This is a genomic window from Pseudomonas sp. JQ170C, assembly GCF_035581345.1.
Lineage (GTDB): Bacteria > Pseudomonadota > Gammaproteobacteria > Pseudomonadales > Pseudomonadaceae > Aquipseudomonas.
Window position 1 is genome coordinate 2,973,526 of record NZ_CP141608.1, and the last position, 21,685, is coordinate 2,995,210.

At 64.0% G+C, this 21,685-nt stretch carries 18 protein-coding genes; 7 read left to right on the forward strand and 11 right to left on the reverse strand.

Features of this window, described 5'->3' with window-relative positions:
- Positions 1-113: 113 nt before the first annotated feature.
- The 3 genes from U9R80_RS13740 to U9R80_RS13750 form a co-directional block, all read right to left on the reverse strand.
- Positions 114-395 (reverse strand): peptidylprolyl isomerase, encoded by a 282-nt coding sequence (locus U9R80_RS13740; RefSeq protein WP_301837735.1) that lies wholly within the window; start codon positions 393-395, stop codon positions 114-116.
- 32 nt (positions 396-427) lie between these two features.
- On the reverse strand, positions 428-1,525 hold the full coding sequence (locus U9R80_RS13745) for a 3-deoxy-7-phosphoheptulonate synthase (RefSeq protein ID WP_301837734.1): 1,098 nt from the start codon (positions 1,523-1,525) through the stop codon (positions 428-430).
- Between the two features lie 553 nt (positions 1,526-2,078).
- Positions 2,079-2,744 carry a response regulator transcription factor gene (locus U9R80_RS13750; RefSeq protein ID WP_301837733.1) on the reverse strand — a complete coding sequence of 222 codons (666 nt, stop codon included), beginning with the start codon at positions 2,742-2,744 and terminating at the stop codon, positions 2,079-2,081.
- Positions 2,745-2,914: 170 nt separating this feature from the next.
- Here U9R80_RS13750 and U9R80_RS13755 point away from each other — a divergent pair, with 170 nt between their 5' ends.
- Positions 2,915-3,556, forward strand: a complete 642-nt coding sequence (locus U9R80_RS13755) for a response regulator (protein WP_301837732.1) — start codon at positions 2,915-2,917, stop codon at positions 3,554-3,556.
- On the opposite strand, the gene U9R80_RS13760 is transcribed toward U9R80_RS13755, so the two are convergent.
- The gene (locus U9R80_RS13760; RefSeq protein WP_301837731.1) at positions 3,553-4,191 is read right to left on the reverse strand and encodes a pentapeptide repeat-containing protein; all 639 of its coding nucleotides are present in this window, start codon (positions 4,189-4,191) and stop codon (positions 3,553-3,555) included. The two genes, U9R80_RS13755 and U9R80_RS13760, sit on opposite strands and share 4 nt — an antisense overlap.
- A 109-nt stretch (positions 4,192-4,300) precedes the next feature.
- Complete coding sequence (exaA, locus tag U9R80_RS13765; RefSeq protein ID WP_301837999.1) at positions 4,301-6,106, reverse strand: quinoprotein ethanol dehydrogenase; 1,806 nt, start codon at positions 6,104-6,106, stop codon at positions 4,301-4,303.
- Positions 6,107-6,431: 325 nt separating this feature from the next.
- On the opposite strand from exaA, the gene pedF reads away from it, so the two are divergent.
- A complete protein-coding gene (gene pedF / locus U9R80_RS13770) occupies positions 6,432-6,869 on the forward strand; it encodes a cytochrome c-550 PedF (RefSeq protein ID WP_301837729.1) in 438 nt (145 codons plus the stop codon).
- Positions 6,870-7,095: 226 nt separating this feature from the next.
- Here pedF and U9R80_RS13775 read toward each other — a convergent pair whose 3' ends face one another.
- Both U9R80_RS13775 and U9R80_RS13780 read right to left on the reverse strand, forming a co-directional pair.
- Entirely contained in the window at positions 7,096-8,247 is a 1,152-nt protein-coding gene (locus tag U9R80_RS13775; protein WP_301837728.1) for an acyl-CoA dehydrogenase family protein, read from the reverse strand.
- Between the two features lie 16 nt (positions 8,248-8,263).
- The gene (locus tag U9R80_RS13780; RefSeq protein ID WP_301837726.1) at positions 8,264-9,334 is read right to left on the reverse strand and encodes an enoyl-CoA hydratase/isomerase family protein; all 1,071 of its coding nucleotides are present in this window, start codon (positions 9,332-9,334) and stop codon (positions 8,264-8,266) included.
- Between the two features lie 336 nt (positions 9,335-9,670).
- Here U9R80_RS13780 and U9R80_RS13785 point away from each other — a divergent pair, with 336 nt between their 5' ends.
- The 3 genes from U9R80_RS13785 (at position 9,671) to nahK (ending at position 15,073) form a co-directional block, all read left to right on the forward strand.
- Positions 9,671-10,852 carry a porin gene (locus tag U9R80_RS13785; RefSeq protein ID WP_301837725.1) on the forward strand — a complete coding sequence of 394 codons (1,182 nt, stop codon included), beginning with the start codon at positions 9,671-9,673 and terminating at the stop codon, positions 10,850-10,852.
- A 557-nt stretch (positions 10,853-11,409) separates the two neighbouring features.
- On the forward strand, positions 11,410-12,573 hold the full coding sequence (gene nosP, locus U9R80_RS13790) for a nitric oxide-sensing protein NosP (protein ID WP_301837724.1): 1,164 nt from the start codon (positions 11,410-11,412) through the stop codon (positions 12,571-12,573).
- Complete coding sequence (nahK, locus tag U9R80_RS13795) at positions 12,503-15,073, forward strand: hybrid sensor histidine kinase/response regulator NahK/ErcS' (protein ID WP_301837723.1); 2,571 nt, start codon at positions 12,503-12,505, stop codon at positions 15,071-15,073. The genes nosP and nahK overlap by 71 nt, the downstream gene beginning before the upstream one ends.
- Here the strand turns inward: nahK and U9R80_RS13800 are convergent.
- Complete coding sequence (locus tag U9R80_RS13800) at positions 15,051-16,058, reverse strand: aldo/keto reductase (protein WP_301837722.1); 1,008 nt, start codon at positions 16,056-16,058, stop codon at positions 15,051-15,053. The two genes, nahK and U9R80_RS13800, sit on opposite strands and share 23 nt — an antisense overlap.
- Before the next feature lie 270 nt (positions 16,059-16,328).
- Entirely contained in the window at positions 16,329-17,663 is a 1,335-nt protein-coding gene (locus U9R80_RS13805) for an MFS transporter (protein ID WP_301837720.1), read from the reverse strand.
- Between the two features lie 159 nt (positions 17,664-17,822).
- Between U9R80_RS13805 and U9R80_RS13810 the strand changes: the two genes are divergently transcribed.
- Together U9R80_RS13810 and U9R80_RS13815 are read left to right on the forward strand one after the other, a co-directional pair.
- Entirely contained in the window at positions 17,823-18,923 is a 1,101-nt protein-coding gene (locus U9R80_RS13810) for a sugar diacid recognition domain-containing protein (RefSeq protein WP_301837718.1), read from the forward strand.
- Positions 18,924-19,027: 104 nt separating this feature from the next.
- Positions 19,028-20,173, forward strand: coding sequence for a glycerate kinase (locus U9R80_RS13815; RefSeq protein ID WP_301837717.1), 1,146 nt, complete (start codon positions 19,028-19,030; stop codon positions 20,171-20,173).
- Here the strand turns inward: U9R80_RS13815 and U9R80_RS13820 are convergent.
- Both U9R80_RS13820 and U9R80_RS13825 read right to left on the reverse strand, forming a co-directional pair.
- A complete protein-coding gene (locus U9R80_RS13820; RefSeq protein WP_301837715.1) occupies positions 20,164-20,658 on the reverse strand; it encodes a copper chaperone PCu(A)C in 495 nt (164 codons plus the stop codon). The genes U9R80_RS13815 and U9R80_RS13820 overlap by 10 nt on opposite strands.
- A 37-nt stretch (positions 20,659-20,695) precedes the next feature.
- The gene (locus tag U9R80_RS13825; protein WP_442964907.1) at positions 20,696-21,679 is read right to left on the reverse strand and encodes an SCO family protein; all 984 of its coding nucleotides are present in this window, start codon (positions 21,677-21,679) and stop codon (positions 20,696-20,698) included.
- Positions 21,680-21,685 lie beyond the last annotated feature (6 nt).

Sequence of the window (21,685 nt, forward strand, 5' to 3'; positions counted from 1 at the left end):
AGGAACTAATTGCAAGCGCCTGACTACCTGTGCCCACGGGTGTGGCTGTAGCTTAGCAGCTTGGCACGCTGCACCTGAACCGGTCCGGGTGGACCGGTTCGGGCGAGAAGGACTCAGTCCTGGCGGCTGGTCACTTCCAGCAGGTGGTAACCGAACTGGGTCTTCACCGGGCCTTGGACGGTGTTGATCGGGGCGCTGAACACCACGGTGTCGAATTCCTTGACCATCTGGCCTGGGCCGAACGAGCCCAGGTCGCCGCCCTGACGGCTGGACGGGCAGGTGGAGTTGGCTTTGGCGATTTCGGCGAAATCGGCACCGGCTTCGATCTGAGCCTTCAGTTCATTGCACTTGTCTTCAGTGGCAACCAGGATGTGACGGGCAGTGGCTTTGGCCATGGGAGATACTCCTTTGCAAGAAAGTGCCGAGACTACCGGATTGCAGCGGTTTTTTCCTGCGCAATGTCACGCAATGCCGCCGCCCCCTGACGCAACAGCGCTTCGGTCCCGTCCCAGCCCAGGCAGCCGTCGGTGATCGACACCCCGTATTTGAGCGGTGCAGTGCCCAGTGCCTGGCAGCCGTCGAACAAATGGCTTTCGAGCATCATGCCAATCAGTGACGCGTCGCCCTGCAAGCGCTGCTCCAGCACCTCGTTGAACACCTGGGGCTGGCGCATCGGGTCTTTGCCGCTGTTGGCATGGCTGCAATCGACCATCACCCGCGCACTCACGCCCGCCTTGGCCAGGCCCTGGCGCGCCTGGGCAATGCTCTGGGGGTCGTAGTTGGGGCCTTTGTTGCCACCGCGCAGGACAAGGTGGGTGTCCGGGTTGCCCAGGGTTTCGATGATGGCCGGGAATCCTTGCGCATCCATACCGAAGTGCCGATGGCTGTGGGCGGCGCTGCGAATCGCATCGCAGGCAATGCCGACACCGCCGTCGGTGCCGTTCTTGAAGCCGACCGGCAGGCCCAGGCCGCTGACCATCTCGCGGTGAATCTGCGATTCGGTGGTGCGTGCGCCAATGGCCGCCCAGCTGAGCAAATCGTCGAAGTAGCCGGCTGCCATCGGTTGCAGCAGCTCGGTGGCCACCGGCAGGCCGCATTCGAGCATGCTCAGCATCAGGCCGCGCGACAGCGCGATACCGGCGTGCATGTCATCGCTGCCATCCAGGTGCGGATCGTATGCCAGGCCTTTCCAGCCCACGGTGGTGCGTGGCTTTTCAACGTAGGCGCGCATGACCAGCAGCATCTGGTCGCTGACCTCTTCGGCCAGCCGTGCCAGGCGTTGGGCGTATTCGCGGGCCGAGCGTGGGTCATGGAGGGAGCAGGGGCCGACGATCAGCAGCAGGCGCGAATCTTCACCATCGAGGATGGCGCGTACGGCTTTGCGGTGACGTTCGACCTGGGCGGCGAGGGCAGTGGACAGCGGCATTTGCTGCTTGAGCAACAGCGGGCTCGGCAGGCGTTGGCTGACGGCGCTGTTGGCAGCGGTGGATTCGGACAGTGGCAGAGCGAGTGTGGACGATTGCATGTTCTGGATTCCCTGGGCGGATGGCGGGGTCTTGCCCGCGCTGTCGGCCCTATCGAGGTGTTCGACAGTTGGCCTGATTGGCGTCATGTGTTTCGGTGCCACCAACAAGTGACCGATCGGAGGCGGCAGACTGGCCCGAACGGGATTGGCTAAATCGCCAGGCGGTAAAGCTTGGGTAAAGGTGGTAGGTGGCGTAGTTCATGGGGTAATCCTCAGTATCTGTTCGGTTGCGTGGGGGCTTGAAAAACAAAACCCCCGATCGGAGGGGCCGACCGGGGGTTTGAGTATTCTCGTATTCGGCGGCCCCTTGAAAGTGGGCGCCGGTGTGGGTATCAGCGGCGCCTGTGGCTAAACCAATACCCAAAATAAAACGCAGCGGGAGCGGCCGTCGCGCACTCGGCAGCAGCCAGCACAGGGCGCGACAGGCGACCGGTGTTGTGTGCGTGAGTGAGGGTGGACTGCGACATGGGACTCTCCAGTTGATGGGCCTGAGCTTACTTCAGGCGCCGGCGCGGTTTCAATGGCTAATTTCCATCTGCACGATTTATCACGACTATCGTCGCAGGTAGGCGGTGAAGTCGATATCGCCGGCGCTGAGGATCGCCTGCACGCGGTTGTGCACATTGAGCTTGCGCAAGATCGCCGACACATGCGCCTTGACCGTGGTTTCGGCGATGTCCAGGTTGTAGGCGATCTGCTTGTTCGACTCCCCCTTGGTCATGCGTTCGAGCACCAGCAGTTGCTTGCGGGTCAGGGCCTGCAGCAGCTCTGGGGCAAAGCCCGGGTGCTCGCTGTGGTTGCGCCGGGTGCCGGCCTTTTGCGTGCGGATGATGTCGGGTGGCAAGTAGACGTTGCCATTGAGGATCTGCTCGATGGCCTCGGTCATCTGCGAGCGCGGCGAGGATTTGGTGATAAAGCCCACAGCGCCATAGGTGATGGCCTGCAGCACGATCTGCTTGTCCTGTTCGGCCGAGACGATCACCACCGGAATGGTCGGTGCCTCGTTGCGCAGGTTGATCAACCCGCCCAGGCCATGCATGCCGGGCATGTTCAGGTCCAGCAGGATCAGATCCAGGTCGTCGTGTTCCCCGGTCAAGGCCAGGGCACTGTCCAGGTCGGCGGTTTCCATCACTTCGCTGCCGGGAAAACCATCACTGATGACGTTGTGGATGGCTTCGCGAAACAACGGGTGGTCGTCGGCGATCAGAATCTTGTACATGGCTTTGCACCTTATTGTTGTGGTTGTCGCTGCACCCCTACATTACAGGCCAGGCGCAACGCTTTGGAAATGCGACCATCGACAAGCAAAACAGTACCAAAGTAGTAGGCGCCTGGGCAGGGCCTGGCTCTAGCATGGGCGTGAACAACCGCCGGACAAGGAACCCTGCCATGGCCATATTGCTGGTCGATGATCACCCCATGCTGCGCCTGGGTGTGGCCCGGGTGCTGGAGCAGGGCCTGGAAGGGCTTGCAATCATCGAGGCGGGAAGCGGTGAAGAGGCCCTGATCAAAGTCGGCGAACAACTGCCGGGGCTGGTCATCATGGACTTCGACCTGCCCGGCATCAGTGGCCTTGAAACCACCCGGCGCCTGCGCCTGCGCTTGCCGCAACTGCGGGTGCTGTTCTTCAGTGAACACACCGAACTGGGCCTGGTGCGCCAGGCAATGGATGCTGGTGCGTGCGGTTTTCTCTCCAAGAACGTCGAGCCCGGAGTACTGCTTGAGGCGGTGCGGCGGGTGCTGTGCGGGCATGCCTATATCGAGCAGACCCTGGCTACCGCCCTGGCCTTGCAGGCCCATGGCGGGCAGGGCGTGCATGCGCGGTTGCAGGGCCTGAGCCAGCGGGAAATCGAGATTTTCCTGATGCTGGCCAAAGGCAGCTCGAACCGCTTGATCGCGCAACAGCTGTGCCTGAGCAGCAAGACCGTGTCCAACTACCTGACCCTGCTCAAGAGCAAGCTGCAGGTCAGTTCCCAGGCCGAAATGGTGCACCTGGCCATCGAGGTCGGGCTGTTGCGGGTAGCGGCTTAGTTCCAGGTGTCCGGGCAGCCCTGGCAGCCCTCCATGTTGCTGTCCTGGAAGTTGGCGTAGTGCTGGCGGCTGCCCCGCAGGTCGGCACGTTCCAGGTTGCTTGCACCCAGCTTGGCTTCCTGGAGGTTGGCATCGGCCAGGCTTGCGCCCTTGAGGTCGGCCTTGCTCAGCCAGGTCATTTCAAGGTCGGCCGCTTGCAGGTTGCTGTTGTGCAGCGTGGCCCCGGAGAGCCGGGCAAATTCCAGGTAGGCCGCACTCAGGTTGGCGTCGCTGAAGTTGGCGCCCTGGGCGAACATGCCCCAGCTTTGCACCGCAATCAGCGTGGCGCCTTGCAGGTTGGCCAGGCGCAGGTTGCTTTGCTGCAGGCTGGCGCGGGTGAGGTTGGCGCCTTGCAGGTTGGCTTTTTCCAGGTTGGCCAGGTCCAGGCGGGCATGGCGCAGGTTGGCCCCGCGCAGGTCGGCACCGGCCAGGTTGATCTTGCGCAGGTCCTGGTTGCTCAGGTCGGCGCCACGCAGGTCGGCGTTGGGGCACTGGCTTTCGGGGGCAATGAGGCAGCCGTTGATGCGCGGCTGGGCATCGTCATCGGCGAAGGCGGGGGCCAGGGCCAGGGTGAGCAGTAGGGGCACGTAGTTCATAACAATCTCCTTGAGGGGTAGGAGCGGGCCTGTTGTGGGAGCGGGCTTGCCCCGCGATAGCGGTGTGTCAGGTAGATCGCTATCGCGGGACAAGCCCGCTCCTACTGGCTTAACGCTGAGCTGTCTTGGTATCCCAGGCCGGGATCTTGAACACCCAGAACGAACCACCTTGGGCCACCGGCTTGGTCAGCTCGGCCATGTCGCCACCCCACAGGGGTACCGCACCGCCGTAGCCCACGGTCACGCCGATGTATTGCTCACCGTCCTGCTCCCAGGTGATCGGTGGCGAGACGATGCCGCTGCCGGTCTGGAATTTCCACAGCTCCTTGCCCGTCTTGGCGTCGAAGGCCTTGAAGTAGCCGTCACCGGTACCGGTGAACACCAGGTTGCCCTTGGTCGCCAGTACCCCGGCCCACAGTGGCAGACGCTCCTTGTGCTCCCAGACCATCTTGCCGGTGGTCGGGTCCATCGCGCGCAGCGAACCTACGTGGTCCTCATACATGCGCTTGATCCGGAAACCCATGCCCAGGTAGGCCGAGCCTTTCTTGTAGTTGACCTCCTCGGTCCAGTACTCCTCTTTCCACTGGTTGGACGGCACGTAGAACAGACCGGTGTCCTGGCTGTAGGCCATCGGGTTCCAGTTCTTGCCGCCCAGGAATGGCGGCGAGACTTCCACCGGCTTGCCTTTGGTCTGGCCAGGCTCGGGCTTGGCCGGACGCTGCCCCGGGTTCTCGACCGGGCGTCCGGTCTTCAGGTCGATATGGCTGGCCCAGGTGATGTTGTCGGCGAACGGGAAGGCGTTCTTGAGCTTGCCGTTGGTGCGGTCGACCACATAGAAGAAGCCGTTGCGGTCGGCGTGGGCGGTGGCCTTGTACTGCTTGCCGTCCTTGTCCTTGTAGTCGAACAGCACCAGCTCGTTGTTGCCGGAGAAGTCCCATGCATCGTTCGGCGTGTGCTGGTAGAACCACTTCACTTCGCCGGTGGTGGGGTCTACGCCGACCTGGCCAGAGGTGTAGAGGCTGTCATAGTCGTGGGGGTTGCCGTCCTTGGAGGTCCGCGCCCAGGTGTTCCACGGCCCCGGGTTGCCGGCGCCGACGATGATGGTGTTGGTCTCGGCATCGAAGCTTGCGCTCTGCCAGGGTGCGCCACCGCCGTGGCTCCAGGCTTCGACCTTGCCGGTCTCGGTGTTCGGGTCATCGGGCCAGGACGGCGCCTTGACGTCACCGGTCGGGGTGCTGTCCTTGCCGTTCAGGCGGCCCATGTGGCCTTCGACAAACGGCCGCATCCACACTTCTTCACCGGTCTCGGGGTCGCGGGCATACAACTGACCGACCACGCCGAATTCGTCACCGGAGCTGCCGTGAATCAGCAGCACCTTGCCGCTCTTCTGGTCTTTGACCAGGGTCGGGGCGCCGGTCATGGTGTAGCCGGCGCTGTGGTCGCCGAATTTCTTCTTCCACACGACCTTGCCGGTGTCCTTGTTCAGGGCCACGAGCTGGGCATCGAGGGTGCCGAAGAAAATCTTGTCGCCGAAGATCGCCGCGCCGCGGTTGACCACGTCGCAGCAAGGGCGAATGTTGTCGGGCAGGCGATGGTTGTAGGTCCACAGGCGCTTGCCGGTCTTGGCGTCGAGGGCGAAGACACGCGAGTAGGAGCCGGTGACGTAGATCACCCCGTCGTTGACGATGGCCTGGGACTCCTGGCCGCGCTGCTTTTCGTCGCCAAAGGAGTACGACCAGGCCGGGGTGAGCTTGAACACGTTCTTGTCGTTGACCTGGGCCAACGGGCTCCAGCGCTGGGCGTTGGTGCCCATGCCGTACTGCAGCACGTTGCCGGTGCTCTTGTGGTCATCGGCGATGTCATCCCAGCTCACCGGCTTGGCGAAGGCGGGTGCGGTCAGGGCCAGGCTGCCCATCAGCAACACGGCATGCACGGCGGCAGTCAGAGGCTTAAGCGAGGCGGGTAACGATCTTATTGTCATGGTTGGAGTTCCCAATGAAGGTTTTGGCCCTTCTAGCCTGGGATTTCCCTGCACGGCTTGATACGGAAAAACTCCCGCCCTTTGCGGGAAAACTTCCCAAACCACCTGTGATTTGGCACTGCTCCGCAAGCGCTACGACCAAGGGAGTAGAGCGCGGCCCCCAAAGCAGCATGGGGCGGTAGGCGGTGGCTGCCTAAGCTGGCGAGCAACCTTTCAGTCGAGAGGTGTACGCGTGCAAACAGCAGTCGAGGGCAGAACAATGACAACAGCAAAAAACGCCTGGTTGAGCCTGATGGTGGTGGGCAGCCTGATTAGCAGTGCGGCGGTGTTCGCCCATGGCAACGTCACGCCGACGGCAGTCAACATCGGCAACCTTGAAAAGCTTGGTGAAGAGTGGCGAGCGGAAAACCCCTACCGCAACAGCAAGGATCACGACGAGGCAGTCTCGATTGGCGCATCGGCCTACAACCAGAACTGCGCGGCCTGCCATGGCCTGGAAGCCAAGTCGGGGGGCATCGCACCGGACCTGCGTTTGCTCGATGAGGGTGCGGCGGGCGATGAGTGGTTTGTGGAGCGGGTGCGCAATGGCGCGGTGCGCGACGGTCGGGTGTACATGCCCAAGATGGCGGACTACCTGAGCCAGGAAGCGCTGTGGGCCGTGCGCAGTTACCTGGATACCATGCACATGGATGAGTGACCCCCGTAGGAGCGGGCTCGCCCCGCGAAAGGCCGCTGAAGCTGCCGCCTGAACCACAACCGTTGCATGCCTGCCGTCGTGGCGTGACGCTGCGGTCGTTATCTGTCAGTCAGATCGCTTCGCGGGGCAAGCCCGCTCCTACCCGCCGCTGGCCATAGCCTGCGCACGACCGCGAAGCGGTCGTGGTTCCGGGCCAGTAGGAGCGGGCTTGCCCCGCGAGAGGCCATTACAGGGTGTAGTGCTTGAGCTCCCGGGCAATCAGCATGCGCTGGATTTCGCTGGAGCCTTCGTAGATCTGGGTGATCCGCGCATCGCGGTAGTAGCGCTCGACCGGATAGTCCTCCAGATACCCATACCCGCCATGCACCTGGATCGCCTTGGAGCAGACCCGTTCGGCCATCTCCGAGGCGAACAGCTTGGCTTGCGAGGCTTCGCTCAGGCACGGTTTGCCGGCGCTGCGCAGGCGTGCGGCATGCAGGATCAGCAGGCGCGCAGCGTTGATCTGCACCTGCATGTCGGCGAGCAGGTTGGCGATGCTCTGGTGCTCATTGATCGGCTTGCCGAACTGTATGCGGTCACGGGAGTACACCAGGGCTGCTTCAAACGCGGCGCGGGCGATGCCCAGGGCCTGGGCGGCGATGCCGATGCGACCGCCTTCGAGGTTGGAGAGGGCAATCGCCAGGCCTTTGCCGCGCTCACCGAGCATGTTGGCGGCGGGAATGCGGCAGTTGTTCAACGTGACCGCGCAGGTGTCCGAGGCGCGGATGCCCATCTTGTGTTCGCTGCGATCGACCACGAAGCCTTCGTTGTCGGTGGGCACCAGGAACGCCGAGATGCCTTTCTTGCCCAGGTCCGGGTCGGTGACGGCAAAGACGATGGCAAGGCCTGCACGCCGGGCGTTGCTGACAAACTGCTTGGCACCATTGATGACCCAGTGATCACCCTGCAGCTCGGCACGGGTGCGCAGGTTGTGCGCCTCGGAGCCGGCCTGGGGTTCGGTCAGGCAGAAGCAGCCGATCACCTCACCACTGGCCAGGCGCTCGAGCCAGGTCTGCTGCTGTTCGGCGTTGCCGTAGGCGAGCAGGGGGCCGCAGCCGACCGAGTTGTGGATGCTCATCAAGGCACCGGTGGCGCCATCGCCGGCGGCGATCTCTTCAACGGCCAGGGCGTAGGCGACATAGTCGGTGTAGCTGCCACCCCATTGCTCGGGGACGACCATGCCGAGCAAGCCAAGCTCGCCCATTTTCTTGACCACGTTGTCATCGATCCAGCCGGCCTTTTCCCAGGCCTGGGCATGGGGCGCGATTTCGCCACGGGCAAAATCGCGGGCCATGTCGCGGATCATGATCTGTTCTTCGCTCAGTTCCAGGTCTTGCATCTGCGTACTCCAGGCCTTACAGGCCTTCGAAGAATTGGTTCACGCGCGAACGGTTGAGGTCGGCGAGGGCGGCGGGATTCCAGCGCGGTTGTTTGTCCTTGTCGATGATCAGCGCCCGCACGCCTTCGATCAGGTCGCCGTGATCGAACCATTGCTGGTCCAGGTGCAGCTCCATGGCAAAGCAGTCTTCCAGGCTCAGGTCACGGCCGCGGCGCAGCATTTCCAGGGTCACGGCCATGGCCAGCGGTGAGCGGGTGTCCAGCAGGTCGGCGGTCTTGATTGCCCATTCGTGGCTGTCGGCCACGGTCACGGCCCGCAGTTGCTCCACGATACTGCCGACATCGGCCAGGGCGAAGAAGTGATCGATGGCCGGGCGCAGCGTGGCCAGCGGTGCATCGTCCAGGGTCTGGGTGCCGAGCTTGGCCAGCACGCCTTGCAGGTCTTTGAGCGGGTGGTCGCCAAAGCTCAGGGCATCGAGGCGCTCATCCAGCAGGCTCAGCTTGCTGCTGTCCAGGTACCAGTCGGCCAGGCCACAGTACAGCGCATCGGCGGCGCCGATCTGCACCCCCGTGACGCCCAGGTAGGTGCCCAGTTCGCCGGGCACGCGGGACAGGAAGTAACTGCCGCCCACGTCGGGGAAGTAGCCGATGCCCACTTCCGGCATCGCCAGGCGGCTGCGCTCGGTGACCACGCGCAGTTCGGCGCCCTGGGCCAGGCCCATGCCACCGCCGAGGGTGAAGCCGTCCATCAGCGCCAGGATCGGCTTGCGATAGTGGTGGATGCACAGGTCGAGGGCATATTCCTCGACGAAGAAATCGCGGTGCAGGCTGTCGCCGGCCTTGTAGCTTTCATACAGCGAACGGATGTCGCCCCCTGCACAGAAGCCTTTGGGGCCTTCGCCACGCAGGACCACCGCATGCACTTGCGGGTCGGCTGCCCAGGCGTCGAGCTGCTGCTGCAGCTGGCGCACCATGTCCAGGGTCAGGGCGTTGAGGCCGGCGGGGCGGTTGAGGGTCAAGTGACCGATATGGTTGCGGACCTGGGCCAGAATCGGCGCGTCGGTTGGCGGTTGAACGTGCGCGGTCATCGCTGTCTCCCTGCTTTGTTATTGATTTTCCACGTGAAATATCACGATCTGGGTAAGCGCTCGAGGATCAGGGGATCCTAACAGTGCAAATTTGCCTATTACAATTCGTAAAACTGCAATTGGCCGCTGCATTTTTGCATGCCAGTGCGCCTTCCGGGTCGGGTGTTGCCACTTTAGCCTTGTGACACGCTGGAAGGGGGGAGTAGTTCCCCTTGCCACCCCTCTACCTGCCTGCGCCAAAGCAGCAGGCGCTTGCCGCCAAGGCAGCGTATGGGCCGCGTGCTGGCCTTTCGATAATCGCCTCCGAATCAGTCACCCCCGATTGCGGAGCGCGTCATGCACAACAATAACAATGCCCATCGCCGTATCCTGCCCTTGCTTGCCAGCCTGTCTGCCCTGACCTTGAGCCCCTTGGCCTGTGCCGACATCATGCTCTACGACAAGGACCAGACCACCTTTTCCACCGATGGCTACATCAACGCCTTCTACGTCAACAGCGACATCGACCGCGCCGGCGAGCAGTACGACCGGCGTCAGTCGCGGGTGAAGATGGGCTTCTTGCCCAACACCCTGGGCTTCAACATGACCCGTCAGGCCGATACTTTGAAACTGGGTGGCCGCGCCTCGTTCTGGGTGACCATCAACGACAGTGAAACCAACGGCACCGACACGGCCATCGATGTGCGTCAGTTCTATGGCACCGTGGCCAACCCCGAGTGGGGTGAAGTGCTGATCGGCAAGGACTTCGGCCTGTTCGCCCGCTCCAACATCCTGCTCGACGAACTGCTGGCGGGCTACGGCCAGGTCAGCGACACCCTGGGGCTGGTGGACGGCGGCGGGGTGTCGTTCGGCAACATCGGCAGCGGCTACCCCTACCCATTCCCCACCTCGCAGATCACCTACCGCACCCCCTTGATGGAAGGTTTGCGGGTCGCGGTGGGGATCATGGACCCGGTCGACACCAATGACGACAGCGCGGTGGGCAAGGCCTACCAGGAGAACCCGCGCACCGAGAGTGAGATCACCTACCAGTTCGACCTGGGTGGCGCGCAGATCTACAGCTGGCTCAACGGCAGCTACCAGACTTCGGACAACACCGACAACAACGTCGACTCGGTCACCTCCAAGGGCGTGGGCTATGGCGTGCAGGCCAAAATGGGAGCGTTCTCGCTGACCGGCTCAGGGTTTACCGCCAAGGGCATCAACCCGTTCTTTACCAACAACGCCGGGGAGGCGACCTTGCGCGAAGTCGACAGCACCGGTTACCTGGTGCAGGGCTCGTACCGGTTCGGCAAGAACCGCCTGGCGTTGTCCTATGGCCGGACCAAGGATGACGGCAATGGAGCGGTGAACACCGGGGCCGATTACGAGACGCGGGGGATTGCGCTGTTTCATGACATCAATGACAACCTCAAGCTGGTGGCCGAGTACAACCAGTTCGAGATCGATGGGCACGAGGGAGATGCGCAGAACGAAGACACCGATACCCTGGCGCTGGGGGCGGTGCTGACCTGGTAGCACGAACCACGACCGCTGCGCAGGCTGTCGCCAGCGGCGGTAGGAGCGGGCTTGCCCCACGATCAATTGTGCAGACAACACCGATATTGCTGGCTGTACCGGCCTCTCGCGGGGCAAGCCCGCTCCCACAGGCCCTGTAGCCGCTGGCGACAGCCTGCGATCGGCCGCGCAGCGGTCGTAATGCGTGGCAGGCGACTGCTGCGCGATTCGGTAGGAGCGGGCTTGCCCCGCGATCAATCGTTCAGGCAATACCCATGTTGCTGGCTGTACCGGCCTCTCGCGGGGCGAGCCCGCTCACACTGGCCGATCGCAGGCTATTGCCAGCGGCGGTAGGAGCGGGCTTACCCCGCGATCAATCGTGCAGACAACACCGACATTACTGGCTGTACCGGCCTGTCGCGGGGCAAGCCCGCTCCCACAGGACCATGACCGCTGCGCAGCAGTCGCCGCCCCGTCACATACAACCAACGACACCCCGACCCACTACCCAAGTAGCATTCGGCCCACCCCCACGCCGCCCTAGACTGCCTGCATCGTCCAGGGCGGAGCCCGTCGTCATGCAGTCATTTTCCAGCGAAGGCGTCATCAGCGCCGTCTCGCGCGCAAGCGATGCCGAGCAAGTGGCCCAGGAACTGGCCACTCAGTTGCTGCACCCGCACCTGGGGTTTGTCTTGTTCTTTTGCTCGGCCAGTTACGACCTGCCGGCCCTGGCCGTGGCATTGCAGCAAGGCTTCGGCGGTATTCGCCTGGCTGGCTGCACCAGCGCCGGTGAAATCACTCCCCAGGGCTACGGCCGGGGCTGCGTGACCGCCCTGGGGTTCGATCACCGGCAGTTTTCCATCGCCGCCGAACGCATCGATGCCATGGAGCAGTTCAGCCTGTTCCAGGCCCAGGCGATGGTCGAGCGTCTGGTGAGCGGGTGTCGCAGCAATAGCCTGGCACCGATCAAGGGCCACAGTTTTGCCCTGACGCTGCTCGACGGGCTTTCCAGTCGCGAGGAAACCGTGCTCGCGGCCCTGAGCGCAGCCCTGGGCGATATACCGCATTTCGGTGGCTCGGCCGGTGACGACAATCAGTTGAGCCATACCCACGTGTACTTCGAGGGCGCCTTCCACAGTGGCGCGGCGGTGGTGTTGCTGGTCAACACCGGGCTGGACTTTGAAGTTTTCACCACCCACCACCTCGAACCACGGGACGAGAAGCTGGTCGTCACCCGGGCCGATCGCCAGTTGCGCCGCGTGCACGAGCTCAACGCCGAGCCTGCGGCCGAGGAGTACGCCCGCTTGATCGGCATCCCGGTGAACGAGCTGGATCACCGCATCTTCGCCGCTCACCCCTTGGCGGTCCGGCTCAACCAGCGCTACTACGTGCGGGCGATCCAGCAGGTACATGACGACCTCAGCTTGAGCTTTTACTGCGCCGTGGAGAACGGCATCGTGCTGACCGCCATGCGCCCGGGGCCCATGTTGGCGAACTTGCACCACCTTTTCGACGGCTTGCAGCAACGCCTGGGGCCTTTGCTGGTGACCATCGGTTGCGACTGCTTTCTGCGCCGCCTGGAGCTTGAGGGCAGCGACAACCTGGCCGCCGTCGGTACCTATTTGCGCAGCCAGCAGGTGCTGGGTTTCAACTCCTATGGGGAACAGTTCAATGGCACGCACATCAACCAGACCTTCACCGGCGTCGCCATTGGACGGCCACGCCAGCGCCTCGAGCCTTGAGCTGGAGGCGCTGCGCGGCGCCAACCGGAAACTGCAGCGGATCAACGCCGCCCTGATCGAGCGCCTGGAATCCGGGGCTCGCCCCGATGACGCCTACGCCGCCTTCCAGCACTCGGTGGTACTGGCCGAACAGGTGCGCGAGCGCACCGATGCGCTGAACCAGACCCTGGTCGAGCTCAAGGCCAGCAACCACTTGCTCAGCGATGCCCGGTTGCGCGCCGAGACCGCCCACCAGCACCTGGTCGATGCCATCGAGAGCATTTCCGATGCCTTCGTGCTGTTTGATCCGGACCTGCGCATTGTGCTGTTCAACAGCCGCTTCAAGGCGTTCTGGGCCAACAGCCGCATCCGCATCATCAGTGGCATGCGCCTGGCCGAGGTCAAGCGCCTGATGCACAGTACCGGACTGTTCAACGAAGAGCAGCGTGGCGCCAGCGACGATCACTGGGTCTATCGCCTGCACAGCGGGCGCTGGTTGCAGGTCAGTGAACGGCCGACCCGCGACGGCGGGCGGGTCATGCTGTTCACCGATATCACCGAACTCAAGCACAGCGAGACCCGCCGCCGCGAGCAGGCGGTGGCGCAAAAGTCCCACTTGCTGCAGCGCGCCGTCGACAACCTGTCCCAGGGCGTGGCAATGGTGAATGCCGAGGGCGTACTGGAGCTGTGGAACCGGCGATTTCTCGAACTCAGCGGCCTGGCGCCGATCGCTGCCCATCGGCCCTTTGCCGAAGTGATTGCCGACAGCGAGCTGGCCTTGTTGACCCCCGACAGCCGCGACGACAACGGGCGCTGCATCCATGAGCGAGAGCAGCGCCTGTACGACGGGCGCATGCTGGAGATTCGCACGCATCCGCTGCCCACCGGCGGCTTCGTCAACACCTTCACCGATATCACCGAACGCTACCTGCACGCCGAGGCGCTGAGCGAGAGCGAACGCTGGATACGCCTGATCACCGACCATGTGCCGGCGCTGATTGCCTACCTCAATGCCGAGCTGGTCTACGAGTTCACCAACCAGGTGTACGAGCAGTGGTACTGCTGGCCGCGGGGGGTGATGCTGGGCCAGAACCTGCGCGAGGTGCACAGCCCCGAGCATTACCAGCGCCTGGAAGGCTACATTGCCCGGGCGCTGGGCGGGGAGAGCGTGACGTTCGAGTGCGCCGAGACCCACGTCAACGGCCAGGAGCGCTACATGCTGCGCTCCTATGTGCCCAACCGCGCCGCCAGCGGCGAGGTGGTGGGCATCTTCGTGCTGATCCGCGACATCACCGAGCGCCGGCGCACCGCCGAAGCCCTGCACCAGGCCTACCAGAACCTTGAAGTGCGGGTGCGCGAACGTACCGCCGAACTGACCCGGGCCAAGCAGGAGGCCGAGCAGGCCAACCTGTCCAAGACCAAGTTTCTTGCCGCTGTCAGCCACGACCTGCTGCAGCCGCTGAACGCCGCGCGGTTGTTCACCAGTGCCTTGCTCGAACAGCAAAGTGCGAACCCTGCGCTGGTGCGCAGCGTCAGCCATTCCCTGGACGATGTGGAAAGCCTGCTCGGTACCCTGGTCGACATCTCCAAACTGGATGCCGGGGTGATCAAGGCGGACCTGGCCACCTTCGCTGTGGGCGACTTGCTCGACAACCTGGCCACCGAATATGCCCACGCCGCCAGCAATGAGGGTTTGCGCCTGGCCTATCGCCCCTGCAGCCTGTTCGTGCGCAGCGATATCCAGCTACTGGCGCGGATCCTGCGTAACCTGCTGAGCAATGCCATCCGCTATACCCCCAGTGGCCGCGTGCTGCTGGGATGCCGGCGGCGCGGCGGGCGGGTATGGATCGAGGTCTGGGACACCGGCATCGGTATCGCCGAAGACAAGCGTGAAGAGATCTTCCAGGAGTTCAAGCGCGGCGATGTGCAACGGCCGGATCAGGACCGGGGCCTGGGGCTGGGCCTGGCCATTGTCGAGAAAATTGCCGGGATTCTCGGCCACCGCCTGCAATTGCGCTCGGTGCCGGGCAAGGGCTCGGTATTTTCCCTTGAGGTGCCGTGCAGCCGCCAGGTCAACCGCACATTGCCCGCGGCGCCACGGCTGGCGCCGCCGGGCGAGCGACTGGAGGGGGCGCGGATCTGGGTGCTGGACAACGACAAGGCGATTTGCACGGCCATGGCCACATTGCTTGAACAGTGGGGCTGCGAAGTGGTGGTCGCCCTGAGCGAGCAAGACCTGGCCCGGCAAGTGGCGATCAATACGGCGGCGGCAGACCTGTTGATTGCCGACTATCACCTGGACAGCGGGCGCAACGGCATCGACGCGGTGGCGGCGATCAACGCCCAGCGTCGAACACCGCTACCGGCCCTGATGATCACCGCCAACTACAGCAATGAACTCAAGCAGCAAGTGCGCGAGCGGGGGCACACCTTGCTGCACAAGCCCGTGCGGCCGATGAAACTCAAGGCCGCGATCAGCCACCTGATCGGCAATGAACTCAGCGCGGCAGGCGCCCGCTGACGAAGTGGGCGACATCGTTGTAGCCGTGGGTGGAGGCGTGGCCCGGTGTCACCAGTGCGTCGATGAAGGCTTCGTCTTCGGCGCTGATCTTCACCTGCAGCGCACCGCTGTAGGTGTCCCACTGGGCTTGGGTGCGCGGGCCGACGATGGCTGAGCTGACCAGTTGGTTATTGAGGACCCAGGCAATGGCGAACTCGACCATGCCCACCCCCTTTTCCTGGGTGTAGGCGTGGATCTTCTGGGCGATGGCCAGGGACTCGGCGCGCCATTCGGTTTCCAGGATGCGTTTGTCCTGGCGCCCGGCGCGGCTGTTGGCATCGGGTGCGGCGTTGGGTGCGTACTTGCCGCTGAGCACGCCACGGGCCAGGGGGCTGAAGGGCACCACACCGAGGCCGTGATAGGCCGCGGCCTGCAACTGCTCGGGTTCGGCCTGGCGATTGACGATGTTGTACAGCGGCTGGCTGACCACGGGTTTGGCGACGCCCAGGCGCTCGGCCACGTTGCAGATCTCGGCAATGCGCCAGCCACGGAAGTTCGACACACCCCAGTGACGAATCTTGCCCTGGCGCAGCAGATCGCCCATGGCGGTGACGGTAACCTCCAGCGGCGTGTTGTGGTCTTCGCGGTGCAGGTAATAGATATCCAGGTAGTCGGTGCCCAGGCGGGTCAGGCTGGCCTCGATGGCATTGAAGATATGCTTGCGGTTCAGGCCCGTGCGGTTCGGGATACCCTCGGCGGCACCGAAGCCGACCTTGCTGGCCAGCACCCAGTCATGGCGGTTGCGCGCGATCGCCTCACCGACGATTTCCTCGCTGTGCCCGGCGTTGTAGACATCGGCGGTGTCGATGAAGTTGATGCCTTGGTCCCAGGCCTTGTCGATGATCAGCAGGGAATCTTCGGTGCTGGTCTGTTCGCCGAACATCATGCTGCCCAGGGTCAGGGCGGATACCTGCAGGCCGCTGCGGCCCAGTGGACGGTAGATCATGAACGCGTATCCCTTGGCGGTTTGGATGCGCTCTGTTGTACACAGTTTCCTGCAGGATCAAAAGCGCAATCCGCCGAACCCGTAGGAGCGGGCTTGCCCCGCGATAAGGCCGGCACAGACAGCTGTCAACGTATTGGCTGCACCGGCCTCTCGCGGGGCAAGCCCACCACAATTCTGTAGGAGCGGGCTTGCCCCGCGATGAAGCCGGTACAAACAACCATCAATATGTTGGCTGCACTGGCCTCTCGCGGGGCAAGCCCGCTCCCACCGTTAGCGTGCTTGTTCGGCCACGGCGGTGACGGTACGCGTGCGCGATACCCGCAGTGCCACCAAGCTACCCGCCACGATCAACCCCGCCAGCGAATACAGCGCCGCATCGGTAGAGCCGGTCTGGTCCTTGATGAAGCCCACCAGGTAAGGGCTCAGGAAGCCGGCCATCTGCCCCACCGAGTTGATGAGCGCCAGGCCTGCCACCGCAGTCCCTGCGCTGAGCAGGGCGGTCGGCATCGGCCAGAACATCGGCAGGCCGGTGAGGGCGCCCATGGTGGCGATGCTCAGGCCAAGGATGGCGATGACCGGGCTATGGGCGAAGTTGACCGCAATCAGCAAGCCCACGGCACCCATCAGCATCGGTACCACCAGGTGCCAGCGGCGCTCGTTGCGCAGGTCCGCCGAACGCCCCACCAGCAACATGAACACACCGGCCAGCAGGTACGGAATGGCGCTCAGCCAGCCGATCAGCAGGGCATCGCTGAAGCCCAGGCTCTTGATGATCGAGGGCAGCCAGAAGTTGATCGCATACACGCCACTCTGGATGCAGAAGTACACAAAGCCGAACGTCCAGATCATCGGGTTGGTGAACACCGACAGCAGGCTGTCGCTGGTGGTCACCGGTTTGCTGGCGGCATCGACTGCCAGGTCATGCTTGATGATCTCGCGCTCGGCCGGGCTCAGCCACTTGGCGGTGGCGTAGCCGTCGCTGAGCAGAAACACTGCCATGAAGCCCAGCAGCACGGTCGGCAGGCCCTGGATCAGGAACATCCACTGCCAGCCCGCCAGGCCATGTTGACCGGCGGCGAAGTGGTTGAGGATCCAGCCGGAGAACGGCCCGCCCAACAGGCCCGAAACCGGGATCGCCGACATGAACAGCGCCATGATCCGCCCACGGCGGGTGGCCGGGAACCAGCGCGAGAGGTACAGCACGATACCGGGGAAGAAGCCCGCTTCGGCAGCGCCGGTAAACAGGCGCAGCACGTAGAACTCCATGGGCGTGGTGACGAACAGCAGGCAGGTCGACAACGTACCCCAGGCGATCATCATCAATGCAATCCAGCGCCGCGGACCGAAGCGGTTGAGCGCCAGGTTGCTGGGCAGGCCACACACTACGTAGCCGATGAAGAAGATCCCGGCACCGAGGCCGTAGATGGTTTCGCTGAACTTCAGTGCGTCGAGCATCTGCAACTTGGCAAAGCCAACGTTGACCCGGTCCAGGTAGTTGAACAGGTAGCAGATGAAAATGAAGGGAATCAACCGCAGGGTGATGCGCCGATACAGCGCATTGCGGGTGTCGTCTTGGCCTTGGTCAGGGGCAGGGCTGTATGACATGATTTGCTCTCTGTTGTTATGTTTATCGCACCCGCCTTCGTCGAGGCGGCGTGGGATGAGTCTCGGTGAGCGGACCGTGGCTGTCTTTGTGCTTTTGCACAGCATTTTCAGCGGCCTGCTGTGCCGCGGACCAATCATTGCGACAACAAGGATCCTCCCATGTTCGAACTGGACCATGACCTGGCGCAAGATATCGTCGATCGGGCGATGGCCATTTTGCCCTGCAACGTCAACGTCATGGACAGCCAGGGGTTGATCCTGGGCAGTGGCGAACCGGAGCGTATCAACACCCGGCACGAAGGCGCGCAGCTGGTATTGGCCAATGGCCGGATCGTCGAGCTCGATGTCGACGCCGCCAAGTGCCTCAAGGGCGTACAGCCGGGCGTCAACCTGCCGCTGCTGCTCGACGGCCGCTTGATCGGCGTGCTGGGCCTGACCGGCGAGCCGCAGCAGTTGCGCACCTATGCCGAACTGGTACGCATGACCGCCGAAATGCTCCTGGCCCAGCGTCATTTGCAGGTTGAGCAGCAGTGGCGACGGCAACGCTGCGATGACTTGCTGGCCTTGCTCCTGGGTGGTACCGGCGATTCGCCGAGGCTGGTGGACGAAGCCCGGCAACTGGGGCTCAAGCCGCAACTGCCGCGCATTCCCTGCCTTTTCGAGCTGGCGGGCGGTCCGGGCGCCGAGACCCTGGCCAGTTGGTTGATGAGCCGTTACCCGGACAGCTGGTGCGTCAGCCCCGCACGGCAATCGTTGCTCTGGTGCCGGCCCGCCAGCGTCGCCCTGGATGAGGTGCGCCTGCTGGAGAAGCTGCAGCGTCACGGCTGGGACGTGCAGCGCCTGGCCTGCGGCGGTGCGGCACAAAGCCCGGAACACCTGCGCCGGGGTTATCGGCGGGTGCGCGACCTGCAAGCCTACGGGCGCGAGGTATTGCCCGCCGAGCGCATTCTGACGCTTTCGCGCTACCGCCTGCCGGCGCTGTTGTGGCGCCATCGCAACGACGACACCCTGGATGAATTGCTCGAACCGCTGCAGCGCATTCGCGCCAAGGACAGCAGCGGCCAGTTGCTGGCGACCTTGCGCGCCTGGTGTACCCACGACGGCCAGAGCCAGGCCTGTGCCGATGCCCTGGGCATTCACCGCAACAGCTTGCGCTATCGGCTGGAGCGCATTGCCGAGTTGAGCGAGGTCGATCCGCTGCGCCTCGAAGGGCTGCTCAGCCTGTACCTGGGCCTGCAATTGCTGCCCGCCGACAGCTGATTGGGCAAAGTGACCAAAGCCCGGGCACTGCCTTTGTGCATCCGACCGAGGCCCTTGCGTCACCCAGCTGTCAGCATGCAGCGATCTGGAGCAGGAGAACCCCAATGAAAATCGTCATCGCCCCCGACTCGTTCAAGGACAGCCTCAGCGCCGAAGGGGTGGCCGATGCCATTGCCCTGGGCCTGGCGCAGGTATGGCCCGGTGCGCAACTGGTGAAATGCCCGATGGCCGACGGCGGTGAGGGCACGATGGACGCAATCGTCGCGGCCTGCGCCGGCGAGCTGCGCAGCCTGCAGGTACGCGGGCCGTTGGCCGAACCTGTGCAGGCGGGCTGGGGCTGGCTGGCGGACAGCCGCACCGCAATCATCGAGATGGCCCAGGCCAGCGGCCTGCAGTTGCTGGGCCTGGCACAGCGCGACGCCTGCCGCAGCAGCACCTTCGGCACCGGTCAGTTGATTGGCGCCGCACTCGACGCGGGTGCCCAGCGCATCATCCTGGCCATCGGCGGCAGTGCCACCAACGATGCCGGCAGCGGCATGCTGCGTGCACTCGGGGTGCGGATGTTCGATGCCCAGGGCCAGGAACTGGCCGAAGGCGGCCTGGCCCTGGCCCGGCTGGCACGCCTGGATGCCAGTGGGCTGGACCCACGCCTGGCCCAGGTGCAGCTGGAAGTGGCTGCCGATGTCGACAACCCCCTGTGCGGAGCCAACGGCGCTTCGGCTACTTTTGGTCCGCAAAAAGGCGCCAGCGCCGAACAGGTCCAGGCACTGGACATGGCCCTGGGGCACTTTGCCGATCATTGCGCGCAGTGGCTGAAGCAGGATGTGCGTGACTTCCCCGGGTGCGGCGCTGCCGGCGGCATGGGCTTTGCCGCCAAGGCCTTCATGCAGGCAGCGTTCCGCCCCGGCATCGAGGTGGTCGCCGAACTGGCCGGGCTGGAGCAGGCGGTGCAGGGCGCTGACCTGGTGATCACCGGCGAGGGCCGTTTCGATGCCCAGACCCTGCGGGGCAAAACGCCGTTCGGCGTTGCCCGTGTCGCACGGCGTCACGCGGTGCCGGTGGTGGTGATTGCCGGCACCCTCGGCGAAGGCTATGAGCAGCTCTACGCCCATGGTGTCGACGCGGCCTTTGCACTGACCAGCGGCCCGATGAGCCTTGAGCAGGCCTGCACCCAGGCGGCGCCGCTACTGCAAGCCCGGGCGCGGGATATCGCGCGCCTGTGGCGTTGCGCGGGCACGCCTCAGGGGTGAGCCATGCCGGCACTGTGAGCGCTATGGTCACCGTGGCTGGCCTGGGTGTCGGCGGGCTGAACCTTTACCAGCACCTCAACCTTGCCGGCGTGCTCGAACTCCAGCGTCAGCGGGAACTGCTCACCGGCCTTCAGTGGCTGTTCCATGCCCGTCAACATCACGTGGTTGGCGCCGGGCTGGAAGGTCACTTCGCCATGGGCAGGAATGGTCAGGGCCGGGGCATGGTGCATCGGCATCAGGCCGTCGCTGGAAGACTGCGCATGGATCATCGACTGTTGCGCACGCGGGCTACTGGCGCCGATCAGCTGATCGGCCTGGCTGCCGGTGTTGTGCACGGTGAAGTAGGCCGCGCCGCCGAGTAGCCCGGCGGGCAACTCCCGTGACCAGGGTTGCTCGATCAACAGCGCGCCGGCCTTGTATTCCTGGGCAAGGGCCGGTACAGCGCAAGCCATCAGGGCGGTGAGCGCCAACACTTTAATGTTCATTGCCAGCTCCTTGTCGTCAGCGGCGTTGATGAGGGGGCTATTGGACGCGTGCTTGCTGAATCGGCTGCAAGCGATCGGTTTCTTCTTCCAGGTACGCCAGCACCGCAGCAATCTCGACCTCGCCCAGGCGCAGGTTGGGCATGGCCAGGCGGTTGTACTGTTCATACAGGCTCATGGCTAACGGGTCTTTTTCGGCCAGCATCACATCCGGTTCCTTGAGCCAGCGCTTGAGCCAGGCCGCGTCGCGCTGCCGGTTCACCCCCAGCAGGTCCGGGCCGATGCTGCGCATGCCGGCATGCTGGGTGTCGCCCAGGGTGTGGCAGGAGGAGCAGCGGGTGCGGTAGATCTGCTCGCCCGCGCTGGGCGGGCGCACGGTGGGCGCCTGGGCGTGATCGTTGGTCTGGGTGCTGGCCAGCTTCCAGTTATGCAGGCTTTTGCCCAGGCGGTCGGCCAGCACATAGGGGTTCTCGAAGGGCGAGGCTTTCATCCAGCGGCCCGTGCCCTGGTTACCGATGATCAGGCTCAGGTTGTGGTCCTTGGTGTTGCCGTCGTCCACGCCCTTGATGAACAGGCCCAGGGATTGGCGCAACTGGGTGATCTCGTCCTTGCGCCCGGTCAGGAACTGCCAGCCAGGGCCCACCTGGAATTTTGCGGCGTACTGCTTGAGGGTTTCCGGTGTGTCGGTCTCCGGGTCAATGCTGATCGAGTAGAAAAACACATCGCGCCCCACACGCTCGCCCAGCAGTTTCTGTACCTGGCGCAGGCGCGCGGTTTCCAGGGGGCAGGAGTCGGTGCAGGAGGTAAAGATGAAGTTGATCGCCACCACCTTGTCCTTGATCAAGTCATCGAAGAAGCGCACGGATTCACCGTCCTGGTTGATCAGCGCCGTGTTTGGAAAGTAGTTCTCGCCCCAGTGTTGCGCGGAGTCGCTTTCAGGGGCTGCCGCCCATGCCCCCTGCGCTGCGCACAGGGTAAACAGCAACATCACGTGCCAGAGCGATTCAAGCGTTTGCCTGCCCATGGTTTC

Coding starts and splice junctions, on each gene's coding strand:
- U9R80_RS13740 (WP_301837735.1), bottom strand. CDS start 395: ATGGCCAAAGCCACTGCCCGTCACATCCTGGTTGCCACTGAAGACAAG.
- U9R80_RS13745 (WP_301837734.1), bottom strand. CDS start 1,525: ATGCAATCGTCCACACTCGCTCTGCCACTGTCCGAATCCACCGCTGCC.
- U9R80_RS13750 (WP_301837733.1), bottom strand. CDS start 2,744: ATGTACAAGATTCTGATCGCCGACGACCACCCGTTGTTTCGCGAAGCC.
- U9R80_RS13755 (WP_301837732.1), top strand. CDS start 2,915: ATGGCCATATTGCTGGTCGATGATCACCCCATGCTGCGCCTGGGTGTG.
- U9R80_RS13760 (WP_301837731.1), bottom strand. CDS start 4,191: ATGAACTACGTGCCCCTACTGCTCACCCTGGCCCTGGCCCCCGCCTTC.
- exaA (WP_301837999.1), bottom strand. CDS start 6,106: ATGGGCAGCCTGGCCCTGACCGCACCCGCCTTCGCCAAGCCGGTGAGC.
- pedF (WP_301837729.1), top strand. CDS start 6,432: ATGACAACAGCAAAAAACGCCTGGTTGAGCCTGATGGTGGTGGGCAGC.
- U9R80_RS13775 (WP_301837728.1), bottom strand. CDS start 8,247: ATGCAAGACCTGGAACTGAGCGAAGAACAGATCATGATCCGCGACATG.
- U9R80_RS13780 (WP_301837726.1), bottom strand. CDS start 9,334: ATGACCGCGCACGTTCAACCGCCAACCGACGCGCCGATTCTGGCCCAG.
- U9R80_RS13785 (WP_301837725.1), top strand. CDS start 9,671: ATGCACAACAATAACAATGCCCATCGCCGTATCCTGCCCTTGCTTGCC.
- nosP (WP_301837724.1), top strand. CDS start 11,410: ATGCAGTCATTTTCCAGCGAAGGCGTCATCAGCGCCGTCTCGCGCGCA.
- nahK (WP_301837723.1), top strand. CDS start 12,503: ATGGCACGCACATCAACCAGACCTTCACCGGCGTCGCCATTGGACGGC.
- U9R80_RS13800 (WP_301837722.1), bottom strand. CDS start 16,058: ATGATCTACCGTCCACTGGGCCGCAGCGGCCTGCAGGTATCCGCCCTG.
- U9R80_RS13805 (WP_301837720.1), bottom strand. CDS start 17,663: ATGTCATACAGCCCTGCCCCTGACCAAGGCCAAGACGACACCCGCAAT.
- U9R80_RS13810 (WP_301837718.1), top strand. CDS start 17,823: ATGTTCGAACTGGACCATGACCTGGCGCAAGATATCGTCGATCGGGCG.
- U9R80_RS13815 (WP_301837717.1), top strand. CDS start 19,028: ATGAAAATCGTCATCGCCCCCGACTCGTTCAAGGACAGCCTCAGCGCC.
- U9R80_RS13820 (WP_301837715.1), bottom strand. CDS start 20,658: ATGAACATTAAAGTGTTGGCGCTCACCGCCCTGATGGCTTGCGCTGTA.
- U9R80_RS13825 (WP_442964907.1), bottom strand. CDS start 21,679: ATGGGCAGGCAAACGCTTGAATCGCTCTGGCACGTGATGTTGCTGTTT.